The organism is Hadarchaeum sp. (SeqCode), from assembly GCF_049969415.1.
Lineage (GTDB): Archaea > Hadarchaeota > Hadarchaeia > Hadarchaeales > Hadarchaeaceae > Hadarchaeum.
The window spans coordinates 1-19,111 of record NZ_JBMFOX010000010.1; the positions used below are offsets into that span (position 1 = coordinate 1).

A 19,111-nucleotide genomic window follows, 5' to 3' on the forward strand; every position below is an offset into this window, starting at 1 on the left:
TTCTTTGGGTGGTAGCAAAGGTGGTGAGGGCTGCGGACCGGGGGGAGTTCTGGGCTGGGCCTTTAGCTGCTGGATGGCGAGGACCCTTTCGTTCACGACCACATAGTCGCGGATTGACATCACGGCGCTGAAGGGGATCAGGGCATTGCCGCTCTCGTCCCGCTGGATGGTCCCGAGCACCTCCCTTGAGGCGGGTTTAACGATGAGGGAGACGATCCTCCCGTCCTTCTCATCGAAAATGATGTCGCTGACCCGACCCAGCTGGAGACCCCGATCGGTGATCACTCCCACGGATCGCAACTTGCTCGCGAGGATTTGCACGACTTCGACCTCCGCCATAAGTTCTCTTCAGACCCTTAAAAGGTTTAATAGTGCATCGTGGTGGCCTCTTCGACGGCCCGCTTGCTGATCCGATTGGCGAAGGATTCGTAGGTCTTTATCATCTCCGGGGTGATTGACGGCCGGACGCTTTCCATGGCCTGGCGGAAGTCCTGCATGGTGACCTCCTTAGCCTGGATGTCCCGCCGCAACACCAGCATCGCCGCCTCTCGGCAGAGCGCGGCTAGGTCGGAGCCCGAGTAACCCTCGGTCTCCTTGGCGATCTGCTCGAGATCAACGTCCTTCGCCAGCGGCATTTTCCTAGTATGGATTTTTAGTATCTCCAGCCGCGCCTTCAGGTCGGGGGCCGGGACCAGCACCAGCCGGTCGAAGCGTCCGGGTCGAAGCAACGCCGGGTCGATCAGGTCGGGCCGGTTGGTGGCGCCGATGACGACCACCTTCTCCAGCTTTTCCAGGCCGTCGAGCTCGGTGAGCAGCTGGCTGATGACGCGCTCGGTCACGTGGGAGTCACCGAAGCCCGAGCCACGCCTGGGCACCAAGGCGTCGATCTCATCGAAGAAGATTACCGCCGGTGCGGCCATCTTGGCCTTCCGGAAGGTCTCCCGGACCCCGCGCTCGGATTCCCCGACCCACTTCGACAGCAGCTCGGGCCCCTTGATGGAGATGAAGTTGGCCTCGCTTTCCGTCGCCACGGCGCGCGCCAGCATCGTCTTTCCCGTGCCCGGGGGCCCGTAGAGCAGAATGCCGCGCGGAGGTTCGATGCCCAGCCGCTTGAAGGCCTCAGGGTACTTAAGCGGCCACTCCACCGCCTCGCGCAGCTCCTGCTTGGCCTTCTCCAGTCCGCCGATGTCGTCCCAGTGAACGTCCGGGACCTCGACCAGGACCTCACGCATCGCCGAGGGTTCAACTAACTTCAGGGCATTGTCGAAATCGCTTTTGGTGACCTGAAGCTTCTCGAGCACCTCGGTGGGGATGGTTTTCTCGTCAAGCTTGATTTCGGGCAGGATCCGGCGCAGGGCGCTCATGGCCGCCTCTTTACAGAGGGCCTCGAGGTCGGCGCCGACGAAGCCGTGGGTGATGCTGGCGTAGTAGTCCAGGTCCACGTCCTTGGCCAGCGGCATGCCCCGGGTGTGAATCTGGAGGATCTCCTTTCTCCCCTCCCGGTCCGGCACACCGATCTCGATTTCCCGGTCAAACCTCCCCGGCCGGCGGATGGCGGGGTCGAGGGCGTTGGGCCGGTTGGTGGCGCCGATGACGATGACCCGGCCCCGGGACTTCAATCCGTCGAGGGCGGTGTTCAGGGTGGCGACCACCCGCCTTTCGACCTCTCCGGTGACCTCCTCCCGCTTCGGGGCGATGGCGTCGAGCTCGTCGATGAAGACGATTGAGGGGGCGTTTTTCTCGGCTTGCTCGAAGATTTCGCGCAGGCGGGCCTCGGATTCACCATACCATTTCGACATTATTTCCGGACCGTTGATGGAGATGAAGTTGGCGCCGGACTCGTTGGCGACGGCCTTCGCGATCAGCGTCTTTCCCGTGCCCGGAGGACCGTGGAGCAGCACGCCCTTCGGAGGATCTATCCCGAGCCGGTCAAAGAGCTCGGGGTGTTTCAGGGGGAGCTCTATCATCTCCCGCACCCGCTCTAGTTCCACCTTCAGCCCGCCGATATCCTCATAGGTGACCGGAGGAACCTTGAGCTCCTTCAGCTCGACGGCCTCCGGGAGAACTTCCACATTGGTCATGTCGGTGACGAGGACGATTCCGGAGGGGTTGGTGTTGGTGACGACGAACTTCACCTCGCCGAGGCCGAAGGGCAGGGCCATGCTGCCGAAGATGCTGCCGAAGAAGTCGTCCAGCACCTCGGTCTCGGGCGGGGTCGGTGCAATCAGGTCGCCCTTTGCCACCGGCCTGCCGATCAGGTTGCGCTTGATCACCTCACCCGGCCCCATGAACCTGACGTTGGGCTCGGTTGGGGCCACGGTAATTGATTTGGCCTCCTTTATCGCTGCCTTTCGCACGGTGACCTTTTCCCCGATGGAGGTGCCGGCGTTGTGCCGGATCATGCCATCGATCCGAATGATTTCTAGTCCCCGATCTTCGGGAGCTCCCTTGATCGCGATGGCTCCGGTCGACCTAGTTCCGATGATCTCGATGTAGTCACCTTGTTTAATTCCAACCCTTTTCATGATGGCTTCGTCAATCAGGGCGAAGCCGCGGTTCACGTAGTTCTGGTAGCGGTTCTCCGCCACCACCAGCTTCACTTCATTTTCGGGCATAATCTCACTCCTCCTCCACCACAAACTTGTACCAAATCAAATGTTCGGCGAATTCCTTAAAGATGCGCTCCACCATCTTGGCGTACTCTTCCTCGATCAGCAGGGTGCTGCGGTTGATGAACTCCCAGACATCCTCAGGGAGCTGGTCTAGGATGCCCGGGGAGTGGTTGCGCCCGGATTTGGTCTCGTAGTCATAGCCGCAGAGTGCCCGGTAGAAAAGGGTGGCCGGTGAGCCCCGCGACTTGACATCCCAGACAAGCAGAATTTTTCTCATGATGATCACTTGTTATATTTATAACAAATGACCCCCTATATAAAGCTTTTGTTATATATATAACAAACGCGCCGCTCGAATATTTGTTATATTTATAACAAATGTATTAAATCCGCAGCTTCTAATATTATCAGGCACATACTCTCAAGAGGTGAAAGATGAAGCTGGCTTTTATCGACTGCAGCATCGCCGGCGTTGCCGGTGATATGCTCACGGCAGCCCTCATCGATGCCGGGGCCTCGGCGGAACGGGTGAAGCAGGCCATGATTTCGGCGGGAAGCTGTTTCGGCGAGGTCAAGGTGAAGATTAAACACGTTGAGGTGAATGGCATCAGGGCGGCGCGCGTCGATGTGGCGACGGAGGACCAAGGCGGCCGAAGCTACCGGGAGATTGTGAACGGGCTGAAGAAGATCGACCTGCCGGAGGTCGTCCGTGACAAGGCCCTCGCGGCGCTGAGGAAGCTCGCCGAAGCGGAATCAAGGGTCCACGGCAGGACGTTGGACAAGCTCCACCTTCACGAGGTCGGGGCCGCCGATGCCGTCGCCGATATCGTCGGGGCATGCACTGCCGCCGAGGACCTAGGTCTGTTCGAGGGCGAGATCGTCTCCAGCGAAATCGCGGTCGGCAAAGGCCTTACGAATTTCACCCACGGCAGCCTGCCCATACCACCCCCGGCCGTCCTAGAAATTCTCAAGGGAAAACCCCTCGTGGGCGTTGCCACTCCCAATGAGCTGACGACCCCCACCGGCGCTGCCCTAGTCACCACCCTGGCCAGCCGCTACGTCGGCACCTTTCCATCGATGCGCGTGCTCTCGGTAGGCTACGGAGCCGGCAGCAGAGATTTTCCCTCCCCGAACTTCACCCGGGTGTGCGTTGGGGAGACTTGGGAAGCTTCGGAGTCCGGCGAGATCGCGGTGCTGGAAACCAATGTCGACAGTGTTACTGGTGAGGTCATCGGGTACGCCATCGAAAAGCTGCTGGCAGCGGGAGCCCTGGACGCCGGCGCCATCCCGATGATCATGAAGAAGGGCCGGCCCGGATTTCTGTTGCGGGTGTTGGCGAGGCCTAAGGAAGCGGAGCGGTTGAGCCGGGTGTTGATGCAGGAGACGGGAACACTCGGCGTCCGCCTGATGCCCTCTGTCCACCGTTATATGCTGGAGCGTGAGATAGTCAGGGTCGACCTCAAGCTCGCGGGCTTGAGGTTCAAGCCGCGGGTGAAGGTCGCACGCGAGGGCGGCAGAATCGTCGGCTGGAGGGCAGAATATGAGGATGCCAAGGCCATAGCCGATCGCACCGGGATTTCCCTTCGCGAGGTCATCAGAAAGGTTGAGGAGGCCGCCCGGAGCAAGGTCAGGTGAAGTTTCTCCTCCTTTTAGCACCCAGGTTCAAAGATTTTTCGGGAGGTCCCTGAAAAGGTGGGTCGTGATCGCAATACTTGCCTTGCTCCTGTTACTAGCATGGGTTCTCGTCAGCCAGAGCACCCGTCCCGGCGAAGATTTTCAAGAAGCACCGGTTATTGAACGATCCGCTGTGGTCTCCCGGGTAATCGATGGTGACACTATAGATCTCGAGGGCGGGGAAAAGGTGAGGCTGGTGGGAATTAACGCCCCAGAACTGCGGTCGAGCAACCTAGAGGAGAGGGAGTTGGCCGAGAGCGCCAAGGAATTTGTCGAGAATTTTTGTCCCCCAGGATCCAAGATCGGCCTGAACGTCGACGACCTTGAGCCGAGAGATCGTTATGGACGCACGCTAGCTCTGGTCTACGTGGACGTGGATAATGTTTGGCTCAATCTCAACGCCGAGCTGTTGCGCCGGGGCCTCGCCGAAATATTGTACCTGCCGCCATCGGAGTTCAACCCGTACAAATGGATGGTTGATCTTCCGCTCAGCAGCCGTTAAGTTCTCGTGACCAACCGTGAAAGCCCAGAACATTACTTTCGGCGACCCCTCTTCAAAATTCGCTTAAACCGTCCTTGGTTATCTTTGGTTGGCTCGAAGGTGACGGTTGGAAGGCACGCTTGAAGCTCTGGAGGCTTGGCATGAGTTCATCAGAACAGGCGGCAGGTTTTTCTACCGAGGCCCTATCGCTGGAGTTGGCTGTGGAAAAAATGGTCGAGCGCATAATCGATCAGGAGTCGCGGAGAAAAAAGATCGGCAAGGCCCTGTCCGGTCTGAAAGGCGCTTGCTTGGATACGGACGGTGGCATTGTCGAGAGGACCCTTGTCAAGGAGGTGAAGATTGATCCACTTCAGGACCTGCGTGTGTGCGGGGTCGACGGAGGCCTGCTCGATCAGCAGCTGCATGGATTTGACCTCATCTTGGTCCGGGCCCTGGCGGTGATACTTCACTACTGTGAAGGTGTGTTGGCCGGGGCCGAGTACTTGCCGAGCGATTTTCCCCAGCCGAGGCCGATTGACGTTGCGGAATCGCTTGACGCGTGGGAATTTCAGATTTTGGCAGGGATGGAACGCCAGCTGGCCGAAATCGAAATTGCGGCAAACGTGGCCGATAACGGCGGCGTCGGATCGATATTGCTTGATGGTTCAATCGTCCCCCAATACGTCGAACGCTTTCCGCGAAGCCCCAAGCTGTTCGAGCGCTATCAAAATCTGATCCAAGCTTATACCCGATTGTATCAGGCCTGTGTGCAATCCGGCATCATTCTCGCCGGGGCCGTTAAGGACAGCCGCGGGGCCAGGTTCGTGGAAATTTTGAAGCAAAGAATATTATCCAAATTTGACCTCGGCCTAGAAAAGGATGATTTCTCGATTCTGGAGAAAACAAGGGACACGGTTCTTTTAAATCACCTGCTTAAGGTTGGCGAGCGCACTTCGGCCTTCACCTATGCGGAGAAGCCGGCCAGCTATGTGCTCAGCGACTTGGGTCCGTGGGCCACCAAGATTTATGGCTTTTACATCCGAACGGTACCGTTTGATAGACCGCTCCGGGTGGAGTTTTTGGAAGGTGGAGAAGGTATTGCCGAAACAGCCGATCGCGTTGCCTCGCTGGTTTACGCCTTGTCCTCCTTCCACGACGGATTTGGTTTGCCTTCGGTAATCGTCGAGGCTGACGCCCGGGCGAGGCTGACGGAGGAGGACCTGGAACTGTTCCGGGACAGCATTTCTGCCCGCTTGGAGCCAGATTTTGCCCTGGAAATGCGGCGGGCGAGGAAGCCGTTCTGAGGTGTTGTCTTGGAGATCGGAACAGTTATCGTGGACGAGGACTCACCGTCACCGTGCCAGTTCAGTTTTGTGGTCACGAGCGGCGGCGGCATTCCCGTCCGCCAGGGGCAGTTTGTCGCGGTGGTAACTGAGGAAGGCCGGGCGATCGCTTTTGTAACTAGCCTCGTCAAGACAAACAGGTACTTCATGCGGGCGGAGTCCGTCAGGGAATACGAGCGGAGAGGCAGGCCGTTAAACTCGATATTTCCCGCCGATCGCTGGGAATATCTGGTGGCGCGGGCGCAGGTGCTGGGAGTTCAGGGGGCCGAGGGATTGGAGAGGAACACCTTCCCACCCTCCCCCGGTCAAAGGGTGTTAACGGTGGAAGGTGAAACGCTGGCGCAGTTTCTGGGGCTGCGGCCGAGCGGTGGGGTTGAGATCGGCAGGCTGAAGCACCACGATTTTCCGGTGAGACTTGACCTCACCAAGCTGTTGAGAAAACACGTGGCCGTGCTTGCCATGTCTGGTTCGGGCAAGAGCCACTTTGCCACCGTGTTGGTGGAGGAGCTGCTCGACCGTCCGGCGGAGCAGGGCCGACCAGCTCTAGTGATCGTCGATGTTCACGGGGAATACGTCGGACTGGCGGACAGCCCCAATTTCTCCGGCATGGTGGCCGTGGTTAATGGCAATGACGTTCGCATCGGTGTGCCCAACCTGAACGCCTACCAGTTCAAGGAGTTTCTGCCCGACATCAGCGGAGTTCAGTTGCGTGAGCTCCAGAAGGTGCTTGAGAACCTGCGTGCGGAGATGAGAAATGGCAAAGGTTCATTTGACTTGGATGATGTCATCTCTAGGGTTGAAGCTGAGGAAGGCCTGAACAAGCAGCTCCAGCAGGCCTTGGTGGGCTGGCTCAACGACCTGCAGTCTCTGGGGATATTTGATCACGCCGACAACCCCAACTGGGAGCGTGCGGTGTTTCCCGGAAGGGCGCTGGTGATGGACTTGAGCGAGATAACCAGCCTGCGCCGAAAGCAGATGCTGGTGGCGCATGCGGCCCGGAGGCTGTTTCAGGCCCGGAAGCGAAATCGCGTGCCTCCCTTTTTGCTCTGTCTGGAGGAGGCCCATCAGTTCTGTCCTTCGGGCGATTCCAGAGAAGCGGCGATCTCTAGGCCGGCGCTGGAGACTATCGCCAGAGAGGGTCGCAAGTTCTACGCCTCATTGATGCTCATTTCCCAGCGCCCCGTGAGGCTGTCGACAACGGTGCTCTCCCAAGCCAGCACCAACGTGATACTGCGCATAACCAATCCGTATGACCTGGAACACATCAAGCAGTCTTCCGAGTCGATAACCAAGGAGGCCGCGGACATGATCTCCACGTTGCCGGTGGGCGAGGCGCTCATTGTCGGCGAGGCGGTGAACTACCCCATCTTTGTGAAGATCCGGCAGAGGCGCTCGCCAAGCCGCTCCGGTGGCCTCAGCATAGAGGAGGCGGTGCAAGAGTTTGAGAGGATGAGTTCCGGGGAAGAGGAGGACGCTAAGGCCTTCATGTGAAGGTGGCCAGTTTTTCAGTCTTTGGTTGGATGTCCTACAGCTTTTCAAAGGCAGATTTGTCGGCACCGCATATCGGGCAGACCCAGTTCTCCGGCAGCTCCTCAAACGGCGTCCCGGGTTTGATTCCGGAGTCAGGGTCGCCCTTTTCCGGATCATAGATATAGCCGCAGATGGTGCACTTGTATTTTTGACCCGCGGGCGGTTTAGCCGGCTTTTCCTCCTTGAGGTAGGTCGGAGCCGTCGGCGGAGAAGCCCCCCGCTTTATCTCGTGATAGTAGGCATAGGTCATCGGTTCCGCGTCCTTGATCATCTGGGCATCGACCACTTTTCCGATGAAAATGGTGTGAGTGCCCACGTCCAAGCTGTTGATCACCTCGGCCTCGAGATACCCCACGGCGTTGTCCAGGACGATGGGGGCGCCGGTGACGCCAATCTTATAATCGACCTCCTGGAACTTGTCCGTTTCTCGCCCCGTTTTGAAGCCGAAGTCGCCGATGAACTTTAACGGCGTGTCCTTGGCCAGTATTGATACCGCGAACACCTTGCTCTTTTGGACGATCTCATGGGTCAGGTTTTTCTTGTTGAGACAGACGGCCACGGTCGGGGGTTCTGAGGTGGTCTGGAAAACGGTGTTGGCAATCTGACCGTTCGGTTTCTCGCCAAATTTTGAGCTCACCACATACAGGCCGTAGCTGACCTTGTAGAGGGTTTTTAAGTCCATATCATCGTTTTTCCCTGAACCTGAGTCTACTTAAAATTTTCCGATGGGCGGGTAATGTTTTAAAGAAAAATAACGCAGTTATGTGGGTGGAGATTTAATAGACGAGAAAAGGATTTCTTACCATCCCTCCGTTCTCAGAGCCTACGAGCGGATCAAGAGGGATGGAATTACCAACATTTGGGATCGATACGAAGCTCAGGGGTTGGGTGGCGACCCCGATCGAAGATGTCCCTTCTGTCAGGCGGGAACAAGATGTGACCTGTGCTCTAACGGCCCTTGCCGCGCCGATGCTTCTACCGGGAAGAGGGGCGTCTGCGGGATAACGGCGGACGGGATGGCCGCGCGCATGTCCCTGTTGAGAAATATCTTGGGTGCCTCGACCTACCACTACCACACCGAGCAGACCATCAAGACGCTGCGCGCCACGGCCGAGGGAAAAACGATGTTTGAGATCAGGGAACCGGGCAAGCTGAGGAATTTCGCGGAGCGGCTGGGGGTTGATGTCTCGGGGCCGATCGATGAAATCGCGCTCAGGCTGTGTGATTTCGTGGAATCGGATTTCAATCGAAGTTACACCGAGCCCAGCCAAATTGTAAGAGCCCTGGCTCCAGAACCACGCCAGGAGCTCTGGAGACGGCTGGGAATTTTTCCGGGAGGCATCTATGGTGAGCTGCTGCTGGCGACGAGTTCCTGCCTCACCAACGTCGACGGCTACTACGTGAGCTTGTCGCTCAAGGCCATGCGGCTCAGCATCGCGATGGCCTACCAGAGCCAGATCGTCAACGAGTTCTGCCAGGATGTCCTTTACGGAATTCCCCGACCGCACCGGATGCGCGTTGACTTAGGCGTCTTGGATCCGGATTACGTGAACGTGCTGCCCAACGGCCATGAGCCCTTCTTAGGGTTTGCCCTAGTTCAGCTGGCGAGGAGACCAGAATGGCAGGAAAGGGCGCAAGCTGCCGGGGCAAAAGGACTTCGCGTCATCGCCAACATCGAGACGGGGCAGGAGATGATTCAGCGATGCGAGATGGACGATGTGTTCTACGGCTTTACCGGAAACTGGATCATGCAGGAGGCGGTGTTAGCCAGCGGCTGCGTCGACCTCTTCGCCGCCGACATGAACTGCTCCATGCCGATTGATCCCCTGTATGCCCAGAGGTACAAGTTCAAGCTGGTTCCGGTCAGCGAGTTGGTCGCCTTTGAAGGGGTAGAAGACAGGGTGAACTATGACCCTGAGAAAGCGGAGCAGCAGGCCGCCCAGCTGCTGCAGATGGCGATAGATAACTTCAGGGAACGTAAGGCCTCCGTTGAGCCGATATTCGGTCTGCCCACGAGGGAGGCGGTCGTCGGTTTCTCCACGGAGAGCATTTTGGAGGCCCTGGGCGGGACTCTGGACCCACTTCTGGAGGCAATCAAGAGAGGCACCCTGCGCGGGGTGGTGGGGCTGGTTTCCTGCACCACGCTCAGAGACCACGGCCAAGACGTGCACAGCGTGGCCTTGGCCAAGGAGCTGATCAAGCGGGACCTACTGGTTCTTTCGATGGGTTGCGGCAACGCAGCGATGCAGGTCGCCGGCCTCTGCTCCCCAGAGGCCAAGGAGCTGGCTGGACCCGGCTTGAGGAAGATCTGCGAAGCGCTTAAGATACCACCTGTTTTAAGCTACGGCACCTGCACGGACACCGGACGCTTGGCCGACCTCTTGGCTGAAATTTCCAAATCCTTGGGTGGCGTTGACATTTCCGACCTCCCCGTCGCAGCTGCGGCCCCCGAGTACATGGAGCAGAAGGCCACCATCGACGCCATCTTCTCGCTTGCTCTAGGCCTCTTCACCTATGTTAACCCCATCCCCACGGTCACCGGTGCACCTAGCTTGGTGAAACTACTGACCTGTGATTGTGAGCTGGTCACCGGGGGCAAGATCAACGTGGAGAAGGACCCGGTCAAAGCCGCCGACGCCATCCTAGCCCATGTGGAGTCAAAACGGAAGAAGCTGGGAATCTGAGTGGCGGTGCTCACTTATCTAGGCTGGCTATTAGCAGCAGTGATTTCTCATACAGCCCCCTCGCCACCTCGGGCGGGATTATCTTTTGCTCCAAATATTCGCGCATTATGGTGGTGATGTCCCACCCAACATAGGCGAGGTTCAAACTCCCCGAGCCTGGCGGTTGCGGGCTGTTTTTCAACATGCGCGCGGTCCTCATCCTCAGGCTATCCAGCTTGATCCGTCTAAGTTCCTCCACCAGGACCTCAAATTCAACGCCGTTATTTTGGTGGCGTGACAGGTAACTGCCCAGGTCGGAGGCGAGCTCCCAGTAGAGGTCAATCGCCGTTAGCAGCGAACCTCTGTCCGGATGAACGTCCAGTCGCCAGATAGTCTTGGCACCTAGGTGGTCGCTCAGCCGTTCGATGAGCTGGTCGCCGAAGGTCAGGATTGGCATTTTAAGATAGGCCGCCAGCATGGAGGCCCTGAGATCGGTGAGCGGTATTTCTCGCTCAGCCCCGTAAAGCAGCCTTCGCGAGATCTCATCCAGCAGCTCGGGCAGATAGACGACAATCAGTTCGCCGTCACGCACGAACTGGTTGACCAAGCTGTATCCGACCGTTAGCCCCCGCACCGATATCAACTTGTCGCGCGATAGCCAGCTGTAGGTCGCCGAGGGCAGATAGAGCCCGCCGCCGCTAAAAATCTGCCGCGACTTTTCAAAGTTATCACGAGTGGTCAGAACGCTGACATCGCAGACGGCCCCGAACTCATTAACCTTTTCATCGCTGGTTGAGGCACGTTCGGTCCGTCCATTGGTGAAGTCCACCTCTTCGGCGAAAATTCTCTTTTCAGTTCTTTGCAGCACATCCCCGCCGCGTCTTTGGGCCGACCATTTATAAAAAGGCAAGCGGCAGCAAAAATTCAAGCTTGGGTCAGCTGTTCGCGTAGCGCCTGGATCCGGCGCTCAAGGGATACGATGATGGCCGAGTTGTCGTACGGCTCCAGCTTGCCCTTGCATTTCGGGCACTTGAAATCGTTTTCCGAGGCCTCTTCCAGCGTGACCTTAGGACAACCGTTGCTGCAGGAAAAATAGATGGTGTTCTTCTCCTTCTCTAGTTGCTCCTCGAGCCTTTGCAACAGAAGCTGGCGGTTGGTTTTGACATATGCCAGCGCGCGCTCAGGGTCGACTTTCCAGTAGTAAATATACCAACCGCTGTTTTCGTCGCGGACCCGCCGGTAGCTGACCACCCGGTTGTCGTAGAGATCGTACAATATCCTGCGGACGAGGTTGAGCCGAATCCCGGTCCGCTTGGCAATTTCCTCATCGGTCAGCTCTTCCGAGACGATGGCCTTGGCCACGGTATAACCGTGCTCTCCGGCTATTTGGTGAAGAAGCTCGTAAATCGTGGGGTTCTCCAGCGGTACGGTCTTTGCCTCGACCTTTACTGGCTGGACCTTGCTTCTTGCCTTTTTTGCCGAAGCAGCACCTGTTTTTTTCACCTGCTTTTTTTCTTCCTTGCTTTTTTTCTTCGTCTTTTCTGTTCTCTTAGAAGCTGCCTTTGCCATGGGACCACCATTTCCAGCATTTAAATTTTTTGTCTCTTTTTGTAAATATAACTAACGGGAATTAAAACAAAGTTGGGGGATTTTTCAAGTCCTTATTTCAACTTTTTTACCCTTTTCTGTCGGAATTATCCTCATTTTTCCGTTTTTGAACTCTTTTTTCAGCTCAGAACCGTAAAAAAGTCTATCAAGAAAAATGGCTAGCGCCGCTATCTCCGAATGTGGTTGATTGCCCACGGAAACGTTAAAATCAGCTATCTTGAAGATTTCACCCGGCATTTTTTCTCCCCCCACGATGACCAAGATTTCTCGGCCCCTGAGCCTGTCTATCATCTCATCGACTGGCAATCCGTACATTGTCAGGTGCACAACCATGCCACCCTTCCGGCGCCAATCCTCCACGACGGTCTTCCAAGGTCTTCCGCTTTCCACGAAGAATTCCCCGCCCCAGTTCTTGACCACCTTCCTGATGCTGGTTTCAACCGACGCGTCGCTGACGTTGGCGATGATCATTCCGTCGGCGCCGAAAGCCCTCGCGACCAGCCCCACGTGGGTGGTCACCCGCTTGTCCCGGTTAATTCGGTGCCCCATCCGTAAAACTACGACTTTGGCCATCGCTTAATATTGAGATTTCCGGAGCTAAATGCTGTTAGGCGTTGGTGCGAATAGACTCCAACAGCGCGTCCAGGTTGGTGCCTCGGGCAGCTGATATCGGCACCAGGGTTGAGGTCATGCTGTGGAGCACTTCCATCTTGCGCTTGAGTTCTTCCTCAGTTATTAGGTCGATTTTGTTGAGTGCGGTGATCGTCTTGACATGATAGCCAGCCAAGATCTTCTGCGATGTCCTGAGCTTCCTTATCATTTCCGGGACAGAGTCCGAGGCGTCCACCAGCAGCACCACTAGGTCCGCCATATAGATTTCCTCAAGCGTGGCCTTGAACGCCTCGAAGAGCCACGGTGGCAGGTCGTCGATGAAGCCGACTGTGTCGGTGAGTAGGATCATCCTGCTTGACTTGAGCGCCCGGGTTCTAGGCATCAGGGTGGTAAAGTACATATCATCCACTTCGGCCCGGGCATCGGTCAGGGCATTCAGCAGCGTTGACTTTCCCGAGTTGGTGTAGCCGGCCAGCGCCACCAGCTTGAACCCTCTTTTTCTCCTGAATTTGCGCCGCTCCTCCCGGGTCTTTTCCAAGGACTTCAACTTCCGGCGCAGGTTGGCCAGCTTGCGCTTGACCATGTCATACCTCACGTTAACCTCGTACTCACCACCACCGCGGAAACCCGGCTGCTCCACCGAGAGGAGTGCCTTAATCTGTTCCCGAATCTTAGGCAGCTCGTATCTCAGCCGGGCATACTCTATCTGCAGCTTCGCCTCAGGTGAACCCGCCCTCATGGCGAAGATTTCCAGGACAATTTGGAACCTGTCGACGACCTCCACGCCGACCAGACGCGAAAGCTTGTAGGCTTGGGAAGGGGTCAGCTGGTTGCGGAAAACTACTCGCTCTGCCTGATTGGATTTGACCAGCGCGGCCAGCTCTTTCACCTTACCTCTTCCGATTTGATAGGCAGGATCAGGGGGGCGGAACTGCTGCACCTTCGCCACCACCTCATAGTTTAACGTCTTAACCAGCGCTTCCAGCTCATTCAGGCTGGGCTGTTCTCCAGGCGTCAGGCGTTCGACGAGAATAACGCGCATGTCCCTCAATTAAACCTCACCATGCTGGCAAAAATTTATGGGTGAGACCATCGAGAATTCTGATGGAATAGTCAGAGTGGCTGTTTTTGATTGTGTTTTGGGCCAACTTTCTCTAGTTTATTTAAAAAATGACCTGAACTTCCACTGAAACTTTATTAAGGTCTTACAATATTATTGAACGGGATCAAAGTTGTCCGATTCTACAAAATCAAAACCCAGCTCCAGCGACGAGTCCTACGTGGCGGACTACATCCAGGGACTCGAGCGCCGCGTCCGTGATCTCGAACACGAGAAGCGCATCATCGAGAGCCAGTACCTGAAGATGGAGCGGGAGCTGCAGAGCTTGCGAGCCGAGTTTGACCGGATGCGGGCCCCGCCACTAGTGGCAGCGACGCTTATAGATGTCTTGGAGGATGGCCGCGCCATCGTGCGCAGCAGCGCTGGGCCTCACTTCGTGGTCACGGCTTCACAGTTTATCAAGCCCGAGGATCTCAAGCCCGGGGTCAGGGTGGCGCTCAACCAGCGGAACCTGAGCATCATGGAGATCTTGCCGTCAAAGAAGGATCCCTTGGTTCTGGGTATGGAAGTTGACGAGGCGCCCACGGTCACCTACGCCGATGTCGGAGGGCTTGAGGAGCAGATTCGGGAGATTCGGGAGACCGTGGAGCTGCCCCTGCTGAGGAAGGATCTTTTTGCCAAGGTGGGCATAGATCCTCCCAAAGGGGTTCTGCTCTACGGGCCGGCAGGTACAGGAAAGACGCTGCTGGCTAGGGCCGTGGCCCACGAGACCAAGGCGACCTTCATCAGGGTGGTCGGTTCGGAGCTGGTTCACAAGTACATCGGGGAGGGAGCGAGGATAGTCAGGGAGATGTTCGAGCTGGCTAGGGAGCGGGCTCCGTCAATCGTCTTCATCGATGAGCTCGACGCCATCGGGGCCAGGCGCATGGACGTTTCAACTAGCGGCGACCGGGAGGTGCACAGGACTCTGATGCAGCTCTTGGCCGAAATCGACGGCTTCGATCCGCGGGGCGATGTGAGAATCCTCGCCGCGACCAACCGTCCCGACATCCTTGACCCGGCACTGCTGCGTCCGGGAAGATTCGACAGGTTGATTTATTTCCCGTTGCCGAACGAGTCGGCCAGATATGCGATCTTCAAGATCCACACGGCGAAGATGAACTTGGCCAAGGACGTTGACCTCAAGGCTCTAGCCAAGGCCACCGAGAAAGCGACCGGTGCCGACATCAAGGCGATCTGTACTGAGGCAGGGATGTTTGCAATCAGAGGTGGAAGGGATCAGGTGACGCAGGCCGACTTCAAAATGGCGGTGGCCAAGGTTCTACCGCCGAGCCGGATCCATGAGGATTTTGAGCTCTCGACCAAACCAGAGAAAATGTATGGTTACTAACGAAATCATTTTGTCAGTTCTGCGAGAGCAGATTCTTCCACACCGAGTAGGCAATTTTTTCTGTTCCATCTCTTTTCAGCAGCCCTAAGCGGTCATCTTTATCCAGATCATGCAGCCAGGCCCAGCCAAAAAGCTGTAAGTTCATCCCTTGCTCTTTCGTAAGCGGCCCCGAGGTTTTGGTGATAAAATCGGCTTGCCCCCGTTCGCCACCGAAGGCATCGATCGAAGGCCAGCCTAGCTCGCTGAAACCAAATGGTTTGTTCGGAATGTAGTTGAACAATTTAGAATAGTAGTCTTGGGGAATATCTGAAGGTTCATTTATGCCTGCCACGGCGTAGGGATAACTGGTGAAGGCCAAGAGATCCATTTTGTCTGGGTTAAACATAGTGAGTATGGAAATATCCGCCTCCCTCCCCTCGTTTACCATTTCTCTGGCGAAGGTGCAGAATACTTTGGTCGTGGGAGATATTTCCTTCACAGCATCGTATATCTCCTCGTAGAGGCTCACGTAGTGCTGAAATCCGTTGGGATCATTTTCGTTTGCGCCGTATTTTTCGTACCAGCGGTTGACCTCGTTGCCGATGGATAGGTAGAGCGGCCTTGATACCTTTACCACGTCGAGGACAGCTTGTTTGTAGGCCTCTCTCCACCTCGAGTCATCCATGGTCGCATCATCTAACCCGGGCGGCGTCACAAGCGTTAACCCCTGATTGATAAAGGACATCTGGATGATGGGGAACATGCCGTTGCCCCTGATGTAGTGTTCCACGAAAGTTTGGCCCCACTGCCCAGCCAGTTCGTTGGCCAGATTATAAAATGGTGTCGGCTTTCCCCAAACGGGAGAAAATTGAGCAAATTTTGAAGCCTCCAAATAGGCTTGCTCGAATGTTTGCCCTTCCTCCGGCGTTGGCAGAATCCCTATGAAAAATCCATTGGAAAATTTGATGGGGTCCGCCGGGGTGATTTTGGTTTCACCGGAAGGCTGTGCCGGATTTTTTGAAAGAATAATTATACCTGCTATTAAAATTAAGAGAAGTAATGGCGGGAGTACCATCTTTTTTATCGACATACGGTTCACATTTGCGTTGTTTTGCCTAATTAAAACAGTTTTTGAGATCGATAGAAATCGTGAGAAATCTATTCTCCCTTTATTTTTGACATCAGCAGCTTGGTGATTTCCCTCGGATCAGCCCTACCTCCTATAAGGGCGAGCACCTTTCCCGTCAAGAAATTGATGGCCTCCTTCTTTCCCGAGAGGTAGTCCTCCACAGCCTTTGGGTTCTCTCGGATCACCCTGTCAATTGCAGCCACCAACTCCGTCTTCTTAAGGGGAACCAAGCCCAGCTTCAGCATAATCTTCTCTGGGTCGGCTGGTTTCTGAGCCAGCTCCCGGAGGATTAGCTCCCCCTGCTCAGGAGTTACGCGTTTTTCTTCGACCATTCGGAGCAGCGCTGCGAGCTGTGCCGGCGTGAATCGGATATCGGCGGCCCGGAGCTTCATGTAGTTGAGCACCTTCCTGAGCTTGGTCTTAAACCAGTTTGCCGCCAGCTTGGGGTCGACTTCACTGGCCACCTTTTCGTAGAGATCGGCTAGCTCCCTCTCGCTGACGATGACCTCGGCCGCCGCCGGTGATATCCTGTATTTCTCCATCAGCCGCTTCTCCCTAAGATGGGGTGGCTCAGCCATTTCTTCCCGGATCTTCCCAACCCAGGACTGCTCGAGGATGAGCGGGAAGATGTCAGGGTCAGGTATGTAGCGGTAGTCCTCCTCCGTTTCCTTGGCCCTCATGGGCACGGTGATCATCTGGCTCTCGAGGAAAGCCCTAGTCTCCCTTTCCACGCTCAGTCCCTTCCTCAGCCTTTCCCGCTGCCGGAGTATCTCGAACTTGAGCGCGCGGTAGGCACCTTTTACCGAGTTGATGTTTTTGACCTCTACCCTGCCGCCGCCTTCGAGGGAGATGTTGACGTCGGCCCTCATCGACCCGCCTGCTTCCGGCCTGACCTTTCCCGTGTATTCCAAGACGCGGATCAGGGCGCGCAGAAATTTGCGGGCCTCCTCTGGTGACTTCAGGTCCGGCTCAGTGACGATTTCCACCAGAGGCACTCCTGAACGATTGTAGTCCACGCTCCCCGTCGTCGGGTCGTACTGCCCGGGATCCTCCTCAAGGTGAATTTCCCTGATTCTAACGCCCTGGAGAATTCCTCCGCGGGCAATCGGTAGGCTCGTGCGCTGGTACCCGCTCGGCAGGTCGGGATAATCGTAGTGCTTCCTTTGGATGTAGATTGTCTGGTCGGTGACAGCCTCGCACCCCAGCATCAGGGCAATTTCCACCGCGGCCTCGACCGCTGCTTTATTCGGTGGCAGCGGCTTGGCGCCGGGCATGCCGGTGCAGATGGGGCAGACGTTGGTGTTGGGCGGAACTTCCTGATAGTTCGTCGGGCAGTTGCAGAACATCTTGCGCCTCGTCGCGATCTGCTGGTGGACCTCAAACCCTATCCTTACGTTCATTCGGTCGCCTCCAGCGCCTTCATCACCCGGAGCACCTCCAGCTCCCCTAGTACCTTGCCCTGGATCTGAAGACCCACTGGGATGCCGTTAATTTCTCCGGCCTTGATAACGCCGGCGCAGATTCCGGCCAGATTGGCGGGGATGGTGAGATAGTCATAGGCGTACATCTCCATGGGCGTGAGCTTAGTCCCGATTCGATGGGGGAGCTTAGGTACGGTGGGTCCGGCGATGACGTCGACCTTCTCAAAGGCTGCCATTAACTCCCGCTTGATCAGAGTTCTGACCTGAAGTGCCTTTTGGTAGAATTTCCCCCGGTACTCCTTCTGGCTGATGTAGCGTCCGCGCAGGATCCGCCTCAGCACCTCTTCGCCGCAGACTTCCTCGATCCTCCTCCCGTATTTACGCCCGTCAAACTTTCTGGTCCCGGAGAAGAATTCTACCGAGACGATGAGGTAGTAAGCTGGCAGCCCCCGTTCAAGGTTGGGCAGGTCGACCTCAACAATTTCGGCACCTAGGTCGTGCAGTTTTTCAATCTGTTTGTCGATGACATCCATGATTGCTGGATCGGCCAGCTCCGCGAACTTCCTGCTGATGCCGACACGTATCCCGTTGAGATCGACATCCCGTAGCTTTTCTAAGTAGCTCACCTTGTCCACGTTCAGCATGATGCATTCGTTGTCGCTTCGGCCGGCAATCGTCTCCAGCATCAGCACCGCGCCCGAGACATCTGCCGCCAACGGCCCGATCTGGTCGAGACTCATGCCTAGGTCGATCAGCCCCTGCCGCGGCACGAGGCCGTAGGTGGGCTTGAAGCCGACGACGCCGCAGTGGCTGGCCGGGTTCCTTATGGACCCTCCGGTGTCAGTTCCCAGGCAGAGGTCGCACAACCCTGCCGCGATCGCCGCCGCGCTCCCGCTACTCGATCCCCCGGGGATATGTCCCGGAGCGGCAGGATTTTCGGTCGGACCGAAGGCGCTGGACTCCCCGCTGGAGCCACAGGCGAATTCATCCATGTTGTTCATGCCGATTATTATCCCGTCTTCAACCCTGATCCTCTTGATTACCTCAGCATCGTAGGGGGAGATGTAATCCTGAAGGGTGCGAGAAGCACAGGTTACCCTCAGGCCGGCAACGTTGATGTTTGATTTTATCCCGATGGTCAGTCCGGCCAGCCTTCCCACCCTTTCGCCTTTTTTTATCTTCCGGTCCACGGCCTCGGCCTCGGTTAAGGCGTTGGGGTTGAGTTCGATGAAAGAGTTGATCTTTTTGTCCAGCTTCTTGATGCGCTCCAGCGATAAAGAGACGTTTTCAACGGCGGAAAGCTCACCGCGCCTGATTTCGGCCAGTTTTTCTAGCGTTCCTTTGACCATTTCGCCACTTCCACCTTGAGGTTGCCCAGTTCATCCGACTTGGGCATCAGGGAGAGGAACCGGCTGCGAAATGCCGCGCACTCCTCCGGAGGAGATGGTTCATCGTCGGGGCGGACAACGTTGTAGGCCTCCAAACTATAGTAGGTCTCCTTTATCTCCGGCAAATTTTCGGTGGCCTTGAGGAAGGAAGCGATTATCTCCTCAGCGCCGCGCTCGATTTCTCCCTGTTTTTCAACCATCCCATCCCCACTTGATATCAC

The 19,111-nt window shown here is 56.6% G+C and carries 18 protein-coding genes; 6 read left to right on the forward strand and 12 right to left on the reverse strand.

Features of this window, described 5'->3' with window-relative positions; all coding sequences use genetic code 11:
* The 3 genes from ACP5PX_RS03650 to ACP5PX_RS03660 form a co-directional block, all read right to left on the reverse strand.
* On the reverse strand, positions 1 to 339 hold a 339-nt coding region (locus ACP5PX_RS03650), incomplete at its 3' end, for a PRC-barrel domain-containing protein (RefSeq protein ID WP_428084069.1).
* A gap of 26 nt (positions 340 to 365) precedes the next feature.
* Positions 366 to 2,615, reverse strand: coding sequence for a CDC48 family AAA ATPase (locus ACP5PX_RS03655; protein WP_428084071.1), 2,250 nt, complete (start codon positions 2,613 to 2,615; stop codon positions 366 to 368).
* Between the two features lie 4 nt (positions 2,616 to 2,619).
* Entirely contained in the window at positions 2,620 to 2,889 is a 270-nt protein-coding gene (locus tag ACP5PX_RS03660) for a hypothetical protein (RefSeq protein WP_428084073.1), read from the reverse strand.
* A 158-nt stretch (positions 2,890 to 3,047) separates the two neighbouring features.
* Between ACP5PX_RS03660 and larC the strand changes: the two genes are divergently transcribed.
* The 4 genes from larC (at position 3,048) to ACP5PX_RS03680 (ending at position 7,601) form a co-directional block, all read left to right on the forward strand.
* A complete protein-coding gene (gene larC / locus ACP5PX_RS03665; RefSeq protein ID WP_428084075.1) occupies positions 3,048 to 4,247 on the forward strand; it encodes a nickel pincer cofactor biosynthesis protein LarC in 1,200 nt (399 codons plus the stop codon).
* A gap of 64 nt (positions 4,248 to 4,311) precedes the next feature.
* The gene (locus tag ACP5PX_RS03670; protein WP_428084077.1) at positions 4,312 to 4,788 is read left to right on the forward strand and encodes a thermonuclease family protein; all 477 of its coding nucleotides are present in this window, start codon (positions 4,312 to 4,314) and stop codon (positions 4,786 to 4,788) included.
* A gap of 140 nt (positions 4,789 to 4,928) precedes the next feature.
* Positions 4,929 to 6,071: a DNA double-strand break repair nuclease NurA gene (locus tag ACP5PX_RS03675; protein WP_428084079.1), complete on the forward strand. Its 1,143-nt coding sequence runs from the start codon at positions 4,929 to 4,931 to the stop codon at positions 6,069 to 6,071.
* Between the two features lie 9 nt (positions 6,072 to 6,080).
* The gene (locus ACP5PX_RS03680) at positions 6,081 to 7,601 is read left to right on the forward strand and encodes an ATP-binding protein (RefSeq protein WP_428084081.1); all 1,521 of its coding nucleotides are present in this window, start codon (positions 6,081 to 6,083) and stop codon (positions 7,599 to 7,601) included.
* 34 nt (positions 7,602 to 7,635) lie between these two features.
* Here ACP5PX_RS03680 and rd read toward each other — a convergent pair whose 3' ends face one another.
* On the reverse strand, positions 7,636 to 8,322 hold the full coding sequence (gene rd / locus ACP5PX_RS03685) for a rubredoxin (protein ID WP_428084083.1): 687 nt from the start codon (positions 8,320 to 8,322) through the stop codon (positions 7,636 to 7,638).
* 97 nt (positions 8,323 to 8,419) lie between these two features.
* Here rd and cooS point away from each other — a divergent pair, with 97 nt between their 5' ends.
* Positions 8,420 to 10,324 (forward strand): anaerobic carbon-monoxide dehydrogenase catalytic subunit, encoded by a 1,905-nt coding sequence (gene cooS, locus ACP5PX_RS03690; protein ID WP_428084138.1) that lies wholly within the window; start codon positions 8,420 to 8,422, stop codon positions 10,322 to 10,324.
* A gap of 10 nt (positions 10,325 to 10,334) precedes the next feature.
* Here the strand turns inward: cooS and ACP5PX_RS03695 are convergent, their stop codons facing one another.
* The 4 genes from ACP5PX_RS03695 to hflX all read right to left on the reverse strand — a co-directional run bounded on the left by ACP5PX_RS03695 (position 10,335) and on the right by hflX (position 13,565).
* The gene (locus ACP5PX_RS03695) at positions 10,335 to 11,171 is read right to left on the reverse strand and encodes a hypothetical protein (protein ID WP_428084085.1); all 837 of its coding nucleotides are present in this window, start codon (positions 11,169 to 11,171) and stop codon (positions 10,335 to 10,337) included.
* A gap of 56 nt (positions 11,172 to 11,227) precedes the next feature.
* Complete coding sequence (gene tfe / locus ACP5PX_RS03700; protein WP_428084087.1) at positions 11,228 to 11,872, reverse strand: transcription factor E; 645 nt, start codon at positions 11,870 to 11,872, stop codon at positions 11,228 to 11,230.
* Positions 11,873 to 11,956: 84 nt separating this feature from the next.
* Positions 11,957 to 12,484 carry a tRNA (cytidine(56)-2'-O)-methyltransferase gene (locus tag ACP5PX_RS03705; protein ID WP_428084089.1) on the reverse strand — a complete coding sequence of 176 codons (528 nt, stop codon included), beginning with the start codon at positions 12,482 to 12,484 and terminating at the stop codon, positions 11,957 to 11,959.
* Between the two features lie 34 nt (positions 12,485 to 12,518).
* Positions 12,519 to 13,565, reverse strand: a complete 1,047-nt coding sequence (hflX, locus tag ACP5PX_RS03710) for a GTPase HflX (protein ID WP_428084141.1) — start codon at positions 13,563 to 13,565, stop codon at positions 12,519 to 12,521.
* A 238-nt stretch (positions 13,566 to 13,803) separates the two neighbouring features.
* On the opposite strand from hflX, the gene ACP5PX_RS03715 reads away from it, so the two are divergent.
* Complete coding sequence (locus ACP5PX_RS03715) at positions 13,804 to 14,973, forward strand: proteasome-activating nucleotidase (protein ID WP_428084143.1); 1,170 nt, start codon at positions 13,804 to 13,806, stop codon at positions 14,971 to 14,973.
* A gap of 13 nt (positions 14,974 to 14,986) precedes the next feature.
* On the opposite strand, the gene ACP5PX_RS03720 is transcribed toward ACP5PX_RS03715, so the two are convergent.
* The 4 genes from ACP5PX_RS03720 to ACP5PX_RS03735 form a co-directional block, all read right to left on the reverse strand.
* Positions 14,987 to 16,042, reverse strand: a complete 1,056-nt coding sequence (locus ACP5PX_RS03720; protein ID WP_428084091.1) for a hypothetical protein — start codon at positions 16,040 to 16,042, stop codon at positions 14,987 to 14,989.
* Between the two features lie 68 nt (positions 16,043 to 16,110).
* Positions 16,111 to 17,481, reverse strand: coding sequence for an Asp-tRNA(Asn)/Glu-tRNA(Gln) amidotransferase subunit GatB (gatB, locus tag ACP5PX_RS03725; protein ID WP_428084093.1), 1,371 nt, complete (start codon positions 17,479 to 17,481; stop codon positions 16,111 to 16,113).
* Entirely contained in the window at positions 17,478 to 18,851 is a 1,374-nt protein-coding gene (gene gatA, locus ACP5PX_RS03730) for an Asp-tRNA(Asn)/Glu-tRNA(Gln) amidotransferase subunit GatA (RefSeq protein WP_428084095.1), read from the reverse strand. The genes gatB and gatA overlap by 4 nt, the downstream gene beginning before the upstream one ends.
* Positions 18,833 to 19,090: an Asp-tRNA(Asn) amidotransferase subunit GatC gene (locus ACP5PX_RS03735; RefSeq protein ID WP_428084097.1), complete on the reverse strand. Its 258-nt coding sequence runs from the start codon at positions 19,088 to 19,090 to the stop codon at positions 18,833 to 18,835. Before ACP5PX_RS03735 ends, gatA begins: the two co-directional genes overlap by 19 nt.
* Positions 19,091 to 19,111 lie beyond the last annotated feature (21 nt).